The 13,222-nt window shown below is 58.2% G+C and carries 9 protein-coding genes and 3 pseudogenes; 7 read left to right on the plus strand and 5 right to left on the minus strand.

The genetic code is table 11. The annotated features are described in order from the left end of the window. A pseudogene (locus tag CO656_RS25030) lies at positions 1 to 257 on the plus strand (transposase); the annotation flags it as partial. On the opposite strand, the gene CO656_RS25035 reads toward CO656_RS25030, so the two are convergent. The 4 genes and pseudogenes from CO656_RS25035 to CO656_RS25050 all read right to left on the minus strand — a co-directional run bounded on the left by CO656_RS25035 (position 212) and on the right by CO656_RS25050 (position 2,935). Beyond that, entirely contained in the window at positions 212 to 1,138 is a 927-nt protein-coding gene (locus CO656_RS25035) for an IS256 family transposase (protein WP_272938878.1), read from the minus strand. The pseudogene CO656_RS25030 and the gene CO656_RS25035 sit on opposite strands and share 46 nt — an antisense overlap. A gap of 157 nt (positions 1,139 to 1,295) precedes the next feature. Then, positions 1,296 to 1,529: pseudogene (locus CO656_RS25040) on the minus strand (LysR family transcriptional regulator); the annotation flags it as partial. A gap of 418 nt (positions 1,530 to 1,947) precedes the next feature. Beyond that, positions 1,948 to 2,568: a YbhB/YbcL family Raf kinase inhibitor-like protein gene (locus tag CO656_RS25045; protein ID WP_097527536.1), complete on the minus strand. Its 621-nt coding sequence runs from the start codon at positions 2,566 to 2,568 to the stop codon at positions 1,948 to 1,950. A 55-nt stretch (positions 2,569 to 2,623) separates the two neighbouring features. Further along, positions 2,624 to 2,935 (minus strand): antibiotic biosynthesis monooxygenase, encoded by a 312-nt coding sequence (locus tag CO656_RS25050; RefSeq protein ID WP_097527537.1) that lies wholly within the window; start codon positions 2,933 to 2,935, stop codon positions 2,624 to 2,626. A 109-nt stretch (positions 2,936 to 3,044) separates the two neighbouring features. On the opposite strand from CO656_RS25050, the gene CO656_RS25055 reads away from it, so the two are divergent. The 3 genes from CO656_RS25055 (at position 3,045) to CO656_RS25065 (ending at position 7,190) form a co-directional block, all read left to right on the plus strand. After that, positions 3,045 to 4,013, plus strand: coding sequence for a helix-turn-helix domain-containing protein (locus CO656_RS25055; protein ID WP_097527538.1), 969 nt, complete (start codon positions 3,045 to 3,047; stop codon positions 4,011 to 4,013). A 487-nt stretch (positions 4,014 to 4,500) separates the two neighbouring features. Continuing rightward, a complete protein-coding gene (locus CO656_RS25060) occupies positions 4,501 to 5,871 on the plus strand; it encodes a pitrilysin family protein (RefSeq protein ID WP_097527539.1) in 1,371 nt (456 codons plus the stop codon). Continuing rightward, positions 5,868 to 7,190 (plus strand): pitrilysin family protein, encoded by a 1,323-nt coding sequence (locus CO656_RS25065; RefSeq protein WP_097527540.1) that lies wholly within the window; start codon positions 5,868 to 5,870, stop codon positions 7,188 to 7,190. The genes CO656_RS25060 and CO656_RS25065 overlap by 4 nt, the downstream gene beginning before the upstream one ends. Positions 7,191 to 7,781: 591 nt before the next feature. On the opposite strand, the gene CO656_RS31030 is transcribed toward CO656_RS25065, so the two are convergent. Next, positions 7,782 to 8,024 (minus strand): hypothetical protein, encoded by a 243-nt coding sequence (locus CO656_RS31030; RefSeq protein WP_234819599.1) that lies wholly within the window; start codon positions 8,022 to 8,024, stop codon positions 7,782 to 7,784. A gap of 955 nt (positions 8,025 to 8,979) precedes the next feature. On the opposite strand from CO656_RS31030, the pseudogene CO656_RS25075 reads away from it, so the two are divergent. The 3 genes and pseudogenes from CO656_RS25075 (at position 8,980) to CO656_RS25085 (ending at position 12,941) form a co-directional block, all read left to right on the plus strand. Beyond that, positions 8,980 to 11,312, plus strand: a pseudogene (locus CO656_RS25075) (prolyl oligopeptidase family serine peptidase). A gap of 506 nt (positions 11,313 to 11,818) precedes the next feature. Further along, positions 11,819 to 12,697, plus strand: a complete 879-nt coding sequence (locus CO656_RS25080) for a hypothetical protein (RefSeq protein WP_097527541.1) — start codon at positions 11,819 to 11,821, stop codon at positions 12,695 to 12,697. Next, complete coding sequence (locus CO656_RS25085) at positions 12,687 to 12,941, plus strand: hypothetical protein (protein ID WP_141471792.1); 255 nt, start codon at positions 12,687 to 12,689, stop codon at positions 12,939 to 12,941. The genes CO656_RS25080 and CO656_RS25085 overlap by 11 nt, the downstream gene beginning before the upstream one ends. The last annotated feature ends 281 nt before the right edge of the window (positions 12,942 to 13,222 follow it).

Consider the following 13,222-nt stretch of genomic DNA (forward strand, 5'->3'; position numbering starts at 1 on the left):
CGAAGGGCCGCGTCAACAAAGCTGTGGTGCTGGGCGATGACTATCCAGCGCTTCTGCGCGCACGCCGCCGCCGAGAACGCTGGTCAGACGAGGATCGAGCTTTGTACCAGCGTCACCGCTGGCGGTCAGAGGGATATCACGGTGAAGCGAAGACTTGGCACGGGCTATCGAGAGCGATCCGGCGCGGCCTCATAAATATGAAAATCCAAGCCTATCTCACTGCCGCCTCTGTGAACCTAAAGCGGCTAGCCGCCGCATTCTTCGCGTTCCTGCTGGCGTGCTGGGTAAGCGTTTCGGGAAGAATCCAAGATCTCCAAGGCGACAATAATTTCCTTTCCACACGAACGTCGCGATAATGTTGAAGACGCATTACCGCATTCTTCAACAGCCCCACCCGGCAGCGCTGCCAGGTTGCGTTGAGCACCTTAGTGACGGCGACCTTCAGGCCTTCGTGGGCGTCGGAGACAACCAGCTTGACGCCTCTGAGGCCACGGCGGGTCAGCTTGCGTAGGAACTCCGTCCAGATCGGCTCGGCTTCGGAGGTGCCGACCTCCATGCCCAGCACCTCGCGGCGACCGTCGCTGTTGACACCAACGGCGATGATCACGGCAACGGAGACGATGCGGCCGCCGCGGCGGACCTTCAGGTAGGTGGCATCGATCCACAGATATGGCCAGTCGCCCTCGATCGGCCGCTCGAGGAAGGCCTTGACCTTGCCGTCGATCTCCTCGCACAGCCGGCTGACCTGGCTCTTGGAGATGCCGCTCATACCCATGGCCTTGACCAGATCGTCGACCGAGCGGGTCGATATTCCCTGCACATAGGCCTCTTGAATGACCGCCGTCAGCGCCTTCTCGGCCATGCGCCGCGGCTCCAGGAAGCCCGGAAAGTAAGAGCCCTTCCTGAGCTTCGGAATGCGCAGCTCGACGGTTCCGGCGCGCGTCTCCCAATCCCGCTCGCGGTAGCCGTTGCGCTGGGCCGTCCGCAGCGGGTTCTTCTCGCCATAGCCGGCACCGGTGGCAGCGCCCACCTCCAGCTCCATCAGCCGCTGGGCGGCAAAGCCGATCATCTCGCGCAAAAGATCGGCGTCGGGGGACTTCTCCACGAGCGCACGCAGGTTCATCATGTCGTCGGTCATCGGTGGTTCCTTCGAATCAGGTTGGTGTCAGCAACCCGACCCTACCGAAGAACATCGATGACCACCGCTTCGCCGCCCGCTCACTACGGCGCTGTTGAGGGCGCGCTCGCGAGCGGCTTCGCTACCGCCGAGCTACACCACCTGTAGGGACACGACCCAGCAGAGCCTCGCGAACCGCGCGAGCGAGCCCTTCCGCACGCGGTGTCGGTATAAATTCGCGGCCAACCATCACAAACAGATCATCGCGAAAATAGGTGCGTAACCGAGCGACGGCCGCGCTCATCGCCGGCTGGCTCAGGTTGATACTGCGTGCTGCCGCCGTGAGGTTACGCTCGGTCATGAGAGCGTCCAGCACAACCAGGAGATTCAGATCAAGACCATTGAACCGCATATCTTTACCCATTTATAGCGTGTAGCCGCCCAAAAACAGCTATCCACTATATTAGAAAAATATAATTTGCTCCAAATCAAGTAGACGGCTGGCAAATCTGCGTGGGTTCAGCCACGCCGTCGGATGACCGTCGCATCGCGGCTGGACTCCAGCAGGCAGCACACGAGAATGAGTCTGTTGTGGGACACGTTCCTCTCACAGCTCCGGGCCGAGATACCGCTGCGAGGTCGTCTTGTGTCCAGCCGTTAACCGCTTTCGCGTTGGACACGTTCGACGACGGCGGTGGTTTCGAAGTCGTGCGCTACCATCGCGGTGCACGCTTCGGGGATGGGCCGCGCCAGCGGCAAGGACAGCACTGGTCATTGGGCCCGCACCAGAACGAGTTTCTTCATGATGATCTCCGAGACGTGGTGGTGGGTTAGCGGCCGTACACGGCTGTAAAGGATGCCTTGCCCAGTACTTTGTCGCCCAGCCCCTTGTTCAGCACAAAGCCATGCAGTGCTGCCGTGCCCGTCTTGGGAACGCCGGCCGCCGCGTCGATGTCTTCAACCGCCAGTGCGTAGAGTGAGAATTGGTAATGATGCGGCTTGTCGCCCACCGGCGGGCAAGGGCCGCCATAGTTGCCGTTAACGCCGGTCGCACCGGTGTCCTGGTAGTCGTTGCCGCCGCCATAGGCGCCACTCGGCAGATTTGCCGGGGCATTGCCGGCTCCTTCGGCCAGCTGCGTGACGGTGGCTGGGATGTTATAGACGGTCCAGTGCCAGAAACCGCTGCCGGTCGGTGCATCCGGGTCGTACAATTGCAGGACGAATGACTTCGTGCCTGCCGGCGCGTTATTCCATTGCAGGGCGGGCGAGATATTCTTGCCCTTGCAGCCAAAGCCGTTCAGGACGAACTTGTCGCCGATCTTGCTGCCGGGAGCGATGTCGGGACTGGAGAGTGTGAACTTTTCGGACGGACCCGCAGCTGCCGGCACCGACGCCAGGCTTGTGACGCCGACTAGGACCGCCGCAAGCACGGTTGGTACATTCAGGCTCATGACATTCACTCCTTCACGTTAGGGTCGAGGGGTATGACTTGCCCTCACACGATGGTCAGTTTTCGGTTGACTCGTTCTTCAGTCCCAACACTTGGATCTGCTCAATGGCCGGCGGCACAGAAAACAGATCCGGTGCTTTCGCTATCAAGGCTTGAGCAATTGGACCAGACAAGTGCTCTTGCCGTGCCCTATCGTCGTGGAACGCGTCGAATATGCCAAACGTCGTGTTCGACAGTCGCAGTGCGAACCAGATTGGGGTGGAGCGCTCTTCATGCGCCATTTCGAGTGCAGATCGCAGAAATTTCTCAACATCAGCCTCTTTGCCGGGCTTGGCTTCGAGGCGGGCAAACAGGGCATACTGGATCATGGGACAATGCTCCTTCGAGGGGCGCCGAACATCCGACGAAGGCCATTTCTAAATCCGGCTTATTTCATGAGGTATTGCCGCAAATGACATTTTCGGTATCATATACGCCATGAGGCTCGTCGTACTCGCCATCAACGATGTGTTCGACACCGGCTTGGCGGCCGTGCTCGACACGCTTGCCACCGCCAACGAACTCGCCGCCCTGGAATCCTTTCCCGTGCCGCGGTTCGAGTGCGTGGTGGTCGGTGTAAGGGAGGCGGTGCGCACCTCGCTTGGACTAAGCGTGCCGGTGCAGCCAGTCGGTACAATGAGGCAACCCGACTGGGTGATTGTTCCCGCACTAGGCACTAAAATGCCGGAACCATTATCTCAAGTGCTTAATGGGCGCGAGTCGCAGGACGCGGCAGGCCACTTGCGCGCTTGGCACGCCGATGGCGCACGGATCGCGGCGGCATGCATCGGCACTTTCCTGTTGGCCGAGTCGGGTCTGTTGCACGGTCGTGAGGCTACCACTGCGTGGTGGTTGGGACCGATGTTTCGGCAGCGCTATCCTGAAGTTCGGCTCGACGAAACGCGCATGCTGGTTCCATCAGGCGACGTAGTTACCGCCGGCGCAGCAATGGGCCATCTGGAACTGGGCCTATGGCTGGTGCGCCAAACCAGCCCTGCGTTGGCCGACATGGTGGCGCGCTACCTGCTCGTTGACCCCCGGCCTTCCCAGGCCCCCTACATGATCCCGACGCATCTGGCGAACGCCGATCCGCTGGTTCAGCGCTTCGAACGCTGGGCGCGCAACCGCTTACATCTCGGTTTTTCGCTGGATGATGCGGCGGATGCCTTGCACGTCAGCAAACGTACGCTTCAACGCCGCATGGAAGCGGTGTTAGGAAAGTCGCCGCTGTCGTATTTTCAGGACCTGCGTGTGGAACGCGCGGTGCACCTCTTGCGCACCAGCCGCACGGACATCGAGACCATTGCCGCAGAGGTTGGATACACCGACGGGGTAACCTTGCGCGTTCTGCTGCGGAAGCGGCTCGGTCGCGGCGTGCGCGAGTTGCGGGACCTTCCCGGCCGCTGAACGCGCAGGGCTGCCCGACGACGCCGCCCGAGACGCGCAAGCCGATCCATTTGCGAAGTCTTCGTGGCAAATCCAAACCTCCGCGTTGCACTTTCATTCGTCGCGCCATCGTCGTGCCTCGCGTACGCCAGCAGACAAACCCGTTTATCGTCGCTCGTGTACGCCGGGATCCTCCGCTGATTATCGAGGCGAAGGCGTTCTTTGATACCCCGAAGGACGCAACCTGGCGCAAAGGTCTTGTTCGGAATGTTCGGTTTACGACTGTCCGGTTCAAAACAAAGTAGGACGCGACGGATAGGCAGCGGCATACTCCCGCCGCTGAATCTGAAGGGCGTTTCCCTTGCAAAACGAGCCTGGTTCGTTTTGGCACACTTGTTGCGTGCGTGCCCGTAGATCGGCACGCGGGGCATCGGGGCAAATTAGGACGGCCCAAAGGAAGTACTTGGCCTGACGATCCTGTCCTAGGGAGAAGATGATGGGTACAGGAATGGATTCGCAGATCAGTACGTTTGCGCTGCAAGCTTTCAGGACCCCGGAAGTGACAACGGCCGCCGGGGACTGGCGAGGCGGCCCCGAGATCGCAAATTTTCTTCTAGATAACGGTATGGAGGTGGTCGTCACACCTGACCACCGGATGCCAACCGTCACGCAGATGGTCTGGTACAAAGCCGGCGGAGCCGATGCGCCTCCGGGGAAATCCGGCATCGCCCATTTTCTAGAGCATCTGATGTTCAAGGGCACGAGAAATCACCCGGCCGGCGAGTTTGACGCGAGGGTCGCGGAAATCGGTGGCAAGCAAAACGCCTTCACGGGGTTTGACTACACCGCGTACCATCAGACGGTCACGCCGGAAGCTCTCGGAACAATAATGGAATTCGAAGCCGACCGAATGAGGCATCTTGTTCTAACCGACGCGGTGATTGCACCGGAGCGCGATGTCGTTCTCGAAGAGCGGCGCATGCGCTATGAGAACAACCCAAGTGCTCGTCGCTATTGGGCGCTGCAAGCGACCCTCTATCAGAACCATCCGTACCGCATTCCGAGGATCGGCTGGATGCACGAGATTGAACAGCTCAATCGTGAGGACGCCGAAGCGTTCTACGATCGCTACTATGCTCCGAACAACGCAGTACTGGTGGTGGCGGGCGACGTGGATGCAACAACGGTGCGCAAGCTGGCGGAGAAGACCTATGGGGCCGCACCGCGTGGCCGGGACCTGCCGCCGCGGGTCAGGCCGCAGGAGCCGGAGCAGAACACCAAACGAACGGTCGTGCTCACCGACCCGCGCGTGACCGTGCCGAGCTTCCGAAAGTCCTGGGTAACCACCTCCTACGGGAGCTCCGAAGCCGGCGAGGCGGAAGCCCTCGATCTTCTGTCGGAAATTCTGGGCGGAGGAACGCGCAGCCGGATCTATCAGGAATTAATCGTGAAACAGGGGATAGTCTCCTCGGGTGGCGCCTATTTCAACGGAACATCGCTCGATCCATCGAGCTTCAGTGTTTATGGCGCACCGCGGGGCGATGCGACGATCGAGGACGTGGAAAACGCAATCGACGCTGAAGTCCAGAAAATCATCGACACCGGTGTTACCGATGTCGAACTGGAGAAGGCCAAGAACCGTTTAGTGCGCTCGATGATATTCGCAGGCGACCGCCAGCGAGGATTAGCCGAGATATACGGGAGGGCGCTTGCGATCGGCCGCACCGTAGACGATTTACACGCCTGGCCCTTGAGGATCCGCGCGGTGACGCCGGCCGAGGCACAGTCGGTTGCCTGGAAGTACCTTAATCCTGACCGTTCCGTGACGGGATACCTGCTGCCACATGAAACTGCCATCTCGGGAGCTAAATGCCAATGACAACGCTCAACCGCATGCTGATCGAAAGCTCCAAGCCACTGCTCGCCGCGCGCATCCTAGACGTTGCGGCGTCGGGCCGAGCCGCCCCGGCGATACAGAAAATCGAGACAACGGGGGGGATCAAGGCTTGGCTGGTGGAAGATTATTCGCTGCCGATCATCACCATTGGGTTCGCGTTCGAGGGCGGCACCACGCAGGATTCTTCCGGTAAGGAAGGCGAGGTCAGGCTTATGACCTGGCTATTGGGCGAAGGGGCCGGCGACCTTGACAGCGAAGCCTTCCAGGAGCGGCTCGACGATGCTGGCGCTGAGATGCGGTTCCGGGCTCGGCGCGATGCGGTCTACGGCTCCATGCGAGTGCTCGCCGATCAGAAGGATGATGCGTTCGATCTACTCCGGCTGCCCGTCGAGCAGCCGCGCTTCGACCAAGCGCCGTTGGACCGCGTCCGCGCTCAGATCGTCACCTCCATCATCGCGGGCGCCAAGAATCCAAACGTTGCCGCAGAGCTCGCTTGGAAGAAGACGCTCTACGGCGATCATCCCTATTCGAGGCGGGCCGACGGCACCGAACAAACTCTCGCGGCAATCACGGCCACCGACCTAAAGGCACTGCATAAGCGGCTTTTCGCACGGGGCAAGCTCACCATCGCCGTGGCGGGAGCGATCGACGCCAGCGCCCTGAAGCGTGATCTAGATCGGATATTCGGCGGGTTGCCTACCGAACCCCGCTTGCTGCCGGTGGCGGAAACCGCCCCTAAGCTCGGTCAGGAAATACACATTCCGTATGACCTCCCTAAGACTGGGCTGCACCTGGCCTATCCGGGAGTTAGCTGCAAAGACCCGCAGTTCTTTGCAGCGCATCTGATGAATCATATTCTCGGCGGAGGAGCGTTCACCTCGAGGCTCCGGAAAGAGGTGCGCGAGAAGCGAGGGCTTACTTACAACATCAGATCTCAGCTCGTGAACAGCGGCCACAGCTCTATGCTCTTGATCGATACGGGGACCCGCCCGGATCGGGCTGCTGAGACGCTTTCAATCATTCGTGCGGAAGTCCGGCAGATGGCAGAGCAAGGCGTAAGTCAGGAGGAGCTTGAAGCGGCGAAGAAAAAGCTCATCGGTGGTTACGCGATTGACAATCTAAACTCCTCCAGCGCGATCGTGAAAACCCTCGTCGAAATTCAGGAGCGAGATGATGACACCGACCATATCGAGCGCCGAAAGCAGTTGATCGACGCCGTAACCGTTGAGGACGTCGGAAGGGTCGCAAAACGGCTTCTCTGTGCCGACCCTACCGTGATGATCGTGGGAGCGCCGCTCTAAAGAAGGAACTGATCGCGTCCAAAAGGGATGAACGAGTGATTTCCAAGATCGGCTTCGGCGTCGGGAGGAGCGGCGGACTTCCGCACATTGTTGCGGTTGCTCTCGGTATGCACGACATGCGTGTTCCGGCGTGCAAAAATTGATGCCGATATCGAGTGCGCCCCTGGGGTGGACAGATCGGGAATGAGGAATTGACCGGCTTACCGGGTTTTCGGAAAGAAGACCCGTACATAGCGCCGTACTCCTGCTCGCAGGCGCGTCCGCGCTATGTGGCGAAAGTCTGTGAAACGATGGCGGCTTACGCGCACCAGGTCTTCCAGCTTTTGAACGATAAGTGAGCCATTTCAGCTGGAATACTTCGACGAGTGCTTAGAATCGAGAGGAGAGCAGGGGGTGAGCTTTCTTGAAATGAGTTTGGAGCTGTTTCATCAACGATATTCGCCAGACCGGCTTCAAGGCACCTTCTCGAGCACGTGAATGTCTGAGCCGGCATTATCCGAGATCACATCGATCGACGCGAGCCCTGCCAAGTGCGCACATTGTTCAAAAAATGCCTTAGAAAAAGAAAACGAGTTCTTTAGGTGCAATCGATCACCGCGTAATAACCTGATATGGCTGCCCTTGAGGCAAAATGATGAATTTCTTTTTACGACGGCGGTGTGCGAAGTTGCCGTCGACAGGCAACTCTGCTTTCATTCTGTAGAAAACATTTAGCTGAAACTCTGGATGCGCTTCATAGTATGACTTTCTAGCATCCCTCCTCAGATCTGAGCCAATCGAGATTGCAACCCAGCAACGCTTAGCGCAGTTCGATATTTTCTTCAGCGCCTGCACGACCACTTCCGCCGGGGGTGCATCGCATATGTACGCAGCAAGATTCCCGAATGTCCGGCCAAAACATGACAACAAAAGCCGTTTCATCATCGAAAAAATAGCGTCGTCCAGAGAATATATCATCGCGTATAAAGTCGATTTTTAACCCAAAGCTGCCGCTGATTCAGCGATGTCCCCAAGGAACTCGTTCGACCGATCGACCAGCACGCAACGTGAGGCCTCGCCGCGCAAGTCTGTCACAAGGGGAAGCGTCTTTTGCTGGAATGCTCGCACTGTTCCGGGGCCATATTCCAGAACCGACACGCCTTTACGGGAGCGCTTGTCTCGATGATACCATTGTACATAATCTCGCACTCTCTGCTTTAGTTCTTGCGCCAACTTGATCTCAGCTTCCACCATATTGGTGGTCCCGGTGTCGAGCGCATTCCTGATCCTCTGAGATTTAGCCTTAGCCCATAGCAACGCGCCACTCATCGAATTACCGTTTCGATCAACTCCGGTGTGTTTAGCGACATGTCCGATTCCCGACAATGTCAGGTATGCGACATATGGGTTTTGACCAACCGCGTTGTATTTATAAGACGTTCTTCTTTGGCACGAATAATGCTTGGGGTATGCAGAAACCCCGCAAACCCGTTAATGACGCCGAGTCAAAGTGATAGCTCAATCTTCCCCACTGATCATCGTGATGCCGATTCAGGGGGTCGGTCTATGACAATGCTCGGTCAGGCTGCGGCTGGGGCGGGAAGTCCATGCCAACTTTGCAATCGACTCGTCAGGTTCTGGAGTGTCCGGAGACTTGTCTAGGCAGCAGGTCCGGATGCGGCGGTTGCGCAACAAAGCGGCCGCAGGCTCCCCGGGGCCCGAACGCTGCTGCAAACCCGCTTTTGAGAGGCGTCGATCAAAGCAAGCGGTAAACGACAAAACTGAAGGAAGTGAAGGGAGGCAAATGGCCATGTTGAAGATCTGGGCTTTAACGCTCGTGCTGATCGTTGAGACCGGAGCAGCCGGCGCGCAGGCACTGCCGAACGGTCCGGCTCCTGGGGATCCGCCGCTGGCGGTGACCGACTTCGAGCGGGCGCTCACGATCAACGACCGCTATCGCCGACTCACCGTCGATCTCCCCGAGGTGCCTTTCTGGGCGAGCGAGGACAGCTTCGTCTACCGCCGCAGCGGCCATGGCGAGCACCAGTTCATATTGGTCAACGCCGCCACCGGCGAGAAGCGGCCGGCCTTCGATCAGGTCCGCCTCGCGGCGGCGCTGACCGAGGCGACCCAGCAGAGCTTTAAGCCCGAAAACCTTCCGTTTGACCGCTTCGAACTGACCGACAATGGTGGCAGGCTCAACTTCGCCAGCGGGAATGAACTGTGGAGCTGTGACCTTGCGAATGATGCTTGCACGCGCACCGCATTGCATCCGAGCGACACGGACTATCAGGGAGTAAGTTACGACTACACGCCGCCAGCAACGAATGATCCCGAGAAGTGGAGCGTGTCGCCGGACGGCAAATGGAGCGCCTATATCAAAAACTACAATGTCTTCCTGCGCAGCAAGGACGGCGCCCAGGATGTCGCGCTGAGCTGGGACGGATCAGAAGGCAATTACTACGCCTTCTCGACGCTGAGCTGGTCCCCGGACTCGCGCCACCTCGCGGCCTACCGCATCCGCCCCGGCTACGAGCGCAAGGTGCACTATCTCAAATCGTCGCCGAAGGAGCAGCTTCAACCCGAATTTTCTTCCATCGATTATCTCAAGGCGGGCGACGTGCTTCCGCTTCCCCAGCCCGTGCTGTTCGACGTTGCCGGCCGGCGCGCGATAGCAATCGACAACACCCTGTTTTCGAACCCATTCCAGTTATCGCCCATCCAATGGTGGAAGGACGCGCGCGGCTTCACCTTCGAATACAACCAACGCGGCCATCAGCTCTATCGTCTGGTGGAGGTGGATGCCGCCACCGGCCGCACGCGCGCGCTGATCGATGAGGCCAGTAGGACCTTCGTCGATTACCTACCGCTGGCGAGGGACCAGAGCTGGACAGGGAAAACCTACCGTTACGATGTCGATGACGGCAAGGAGATTATCTGGGCATCGGAACGCGACGGGCACGAGCATCTGTATCTGTTCGACGGGCGGACCGGCGCGCTCAAGAACCAGATCACTCGCGGCGATTGGGTGGTGCGGGCGGTCGACTATGTCGATCCGATCCAGCGTCAGATCTGGTTCGAGGCAAGCGGTATGAACCCGGAGGAGGATCCCTACTTTGTCCACGCCTACCGCATTGGCTTCGACGGCAAGGGGCTGACCGCGCTCACGCCCAAGCCGGCCAACCACCACATCGAGTTTTCGCCCGACGGCCGCTACTATGTCGATCTGTGGTCGCGCGTCGATCTGCCGCCCCGCATGGTGCTCTACCGCACCTAGACAATGCCAAACTGAGGGATGTCGAGACCGCGGATATCTCCCAGCTCACCGCCGCCGGCTGGCGACCGCCGCAAAGCTTTCGTGCCAAGGGGCGGGACGGCAGGACCGATATCTGGGGCGTCATTCATCTGCCCGCCAATTTTGATCCGAAGAAGAGATACCCCGTGGTGGAGGACATCTATGCCGGGCCGCAAGGCTCGTTCGTCCCGAAATCGTTCTCGACCGTCACTGAGCCGCTTACGCAATTAGGTTTCATCGTCGTGCAGATCGATGGCATGGGCACTAACAACCGCTCGCGCGCCTTTCATGACGTTATCTGGAAAAACTTGAAGGACGCGGGCTTTGCCGATCGCATCCTTTGGCACAAGGCGGCTGCCGCGGAGTTTCCCTGGTACGACATCTCCAATGTCGGGATTTTCGGCGGGTCCGCCGGCGGCCAAAATGCGGTAGGCGCGTTGCTCTTTCATCCCGAATTCTACAAGGTCGCGGCCGCCAACAGCGGTTGCTACGACAACCGCATGGACAAGATCTGGTGGAACGAACAGTGGATGGGGTGGCCGGTCGGCGTCGAATATTCGCAGTCCTCCGACATCGACAATGCCTATCGGCTGCAGGGCAAGCTGATGCTCATCGTCGGCGAAATGGACAGCAATGTCGATCCGTCCTCCACTTTTCAACTTGCCGATCGGCTCATCAAGGCGGGAAAAGATTTCGAAATGGTCTATGTGCCCGGTGCGGATCATGGTGCACCCGGTACGTTCACCGACCGCAAAGTCCTGGACTTCTTCGTTCGCAACATTCTCGGGCAGAACCCGCCGAACTGGAACGCCATTCCGTTAGCGTTGCCGAAGGACAAAGCGAGGTGACGGGGCCGAGGAGAGCGTTTGTCACGGCGGAGATGCAATAATTGCGGTGCTTTCCACCCGGGGCAGGAGGAACACGCGCCGTCGGCGCATGCCTGAAACAGCTTTGTAAAATGTCCACCGCACTAACTGTTTGCTCTTTCGCTAAGGACGGCAGCAATTTTCGGCTGCCTCCTCCAATCCCACACACTATTAGACGTCCGTCCATTCACGCAGATGGCATGAGGCCGGTGAGCTTCAGGACATCCCTGGAATTTTGCAAAGCGCTTCCCCTTCAAATCGGGCGTGATACTCATTCCCTGGATGCGGTGTCGACGGCGAAACGCAGCCGGTGCAATTGCTCACTCGTCCGCGTCACCACCGTTGCCTGACGCCGAGGCCAATGGAACCTGTTGTGACCTGATCGTTGCAACCGTCAAAAAAACAGTAGACTAATCCGATCGCGCGACGATTGTAGAAGAAAAGACCGCCTGGCTGCCGATTCCGAAGTTTCTAAGGTAACCACATTCATGCATGATGCTGTCGTTATCCGTTCCGGTTCTGCACAGGCAGTTATCAACCGCAAAGGAGCAGAGCTAATTAGGTGGCAGGTCGGTGCAAACGACCTCCTTTGGCCGCGAGGCTCCCCAGGTTGGAACCGAACTTGTCCGCTGATGTTCCCTTCATGCGGATGGAGTGAGTCTTCGCTTGTCGAAATTGAAGGGCAATATTATCCGATGCCTGTTCACGGCTTTATCGGGATGCAGGAATTTGACGTGGTTTCCAACTCAGAAAGTGAGGTGATATTAGAAGCATCTGACGATGAATTTACGAAAACAATGTTTCCATTTCGATTCCGGTGCACGATTAAGTTCAAAATTGTGGACAGCCAACTGAGCATTGATATCTCCGTAAAAAACAAGTCATATAGCGCGTTCCTGCCTTATTCCATCGGAATACATCCCGGGTTTAGATGGCCACTACTGTCGTCGCGCAAAGATGGCTGGCGGCTGCAGTTCGAGAAATCAGAATCTCCACTTGTTCCTTGCATCTCTTCTCAAGGGCTAATTCGAGGTAACCAACGGAGAATTTCATTCCACGGAAGGTCTCTCCAGCTAAATGAGACCCTTTTCGAAAATGATGCCCTTTGTTTTTTGAATGCGAACAGCAAAAGGCTGTCGCTTGTTGGACAGAAGGCCACAATCAGAGTTGACGCGCCAGATGCACGTCATTGGGTTGTATGGTCTCTTCCACAGCAGGACTTTCTGGCGTTGGAACCATGTACGGGGCACGGTGACATGGAGGGCAGACGCATTCCATTTGACGAGCGAGAACACAATGTCAATCTCGCCCCAGGAGAAGAGCAACAATTCCGAGTACGATTTGAGTTCTTGCAGCATGAACATTAGTCCTGCACCACCGGGCATGTCAGAGGTCCAGCTGACGGGCCTTGTGATTGTGCAATCGTTATGTACGGCAGACAAATTCCTGCCCGGCAAGACCGTTTTCGCCAAAAACGCCGATATTCCCATTGTTGAGGGCCCCGCCACAGCGAACGATGGCGCCGACAATACCGAAGTGACAACGGCCTTGAAGATGGCGCGCCTTGCAGGCTCACTGGCTTTTTCATTCAGCGGAACAGTGGAGACTTAATCCGCCTCTGACGATGGCTGCCGGTCGGCTGGCTCGCGCCTGCCACGGGCGCTGACATCGGACGCTTTTAAGGATGCGGGTGCACCCGCGGGCTCGCCCGCAGATCCGACAGTCCGAGATGCGACAATCTTGAACATGTTGAATGCCGGTTCGCTCGATCGTGTTGTGTTGGAAGAGTTTCTTCTTTGGCATGCATATTGCTCTCAGGCATTTGCAGAAGTCTGGCCCGGTTCGTCTCGATGTTTGGCACGCTGATGCGTCCGCAAAACACTGCCCCGCGC

The organism is Sinorhizobium sp. FG01 (genome assembly GCF_002531875.1).
Lineage (GTDB): Bacteria > Pseudomonadota > Alphaproteobacteria > Rhizobiales > Rhizobiaceae > Sinorhizobium > Sinorhizobium fredii_C.

What these genes read in the sequence shown, in the direction of transcription:
- CO656_RS25035 (WP_272938878.1), bottom strand. Translation starts at nt 1,138, where the DNA reads ATGACCGACGACATGATGAACCTGCGTGCGCTCGTGGAGAAGTCCCCC.
- CO656_RS25045 (WP_097527536.1), bottom strand. Translation starts at nt 2,568, where the DNA reads ATGAGCCTGAATGTACCAACCGTGCTTGCGGCGGTCCTAGTCGGCGTC.
- CO656_RS25050 (WP_097527537.1), bottom strand. Translation starts at nt 2,935, where the DNA reads ATGATCCAGTATGCCCTGTTTGCCCGCCTCGAAGCCAAGCCCGGCAAA.
- CO656_RS25055 (WP_097527538.1), top strand. Translation starts at nt 3,045, where the DNA reads ATGAGGCTCGTCGTACTCGCCATCAACGATGTGTTCGACACCGGCTTG.
- CO656_RS25060 (WP_097527539.1), top strand. Translation starts at nt 4,501, where the DNA reads ATGGATTCGCAGATCAGTACGTTTGCGCTGCAAGCTTTCAGGACCCCG.
- CO656_RS25065 (WP_097527540.1), top strand. Translation starts at nt 5,868, where the DNA reads ATGACAACGCTCAACCGCATGCTGATCGAAAGCTCCAAGCCACTGCTC.
- CO656_RS25080 (WP_097527541.1), top strand. Translation starts at nt 11,819, where the DNA reads ATGCATGATGCTGTCGTTATCCGTTCCGGTTCTGCACAGGCAGTTATC.
- CO656_RS25085 (WP_141471792.1), top strand. Translation starts at nt 12,687, where the DNA reads ATGAACATTAGTCCTGCACCACCGGGCATGTCAGAGGTCCAGCTGACG.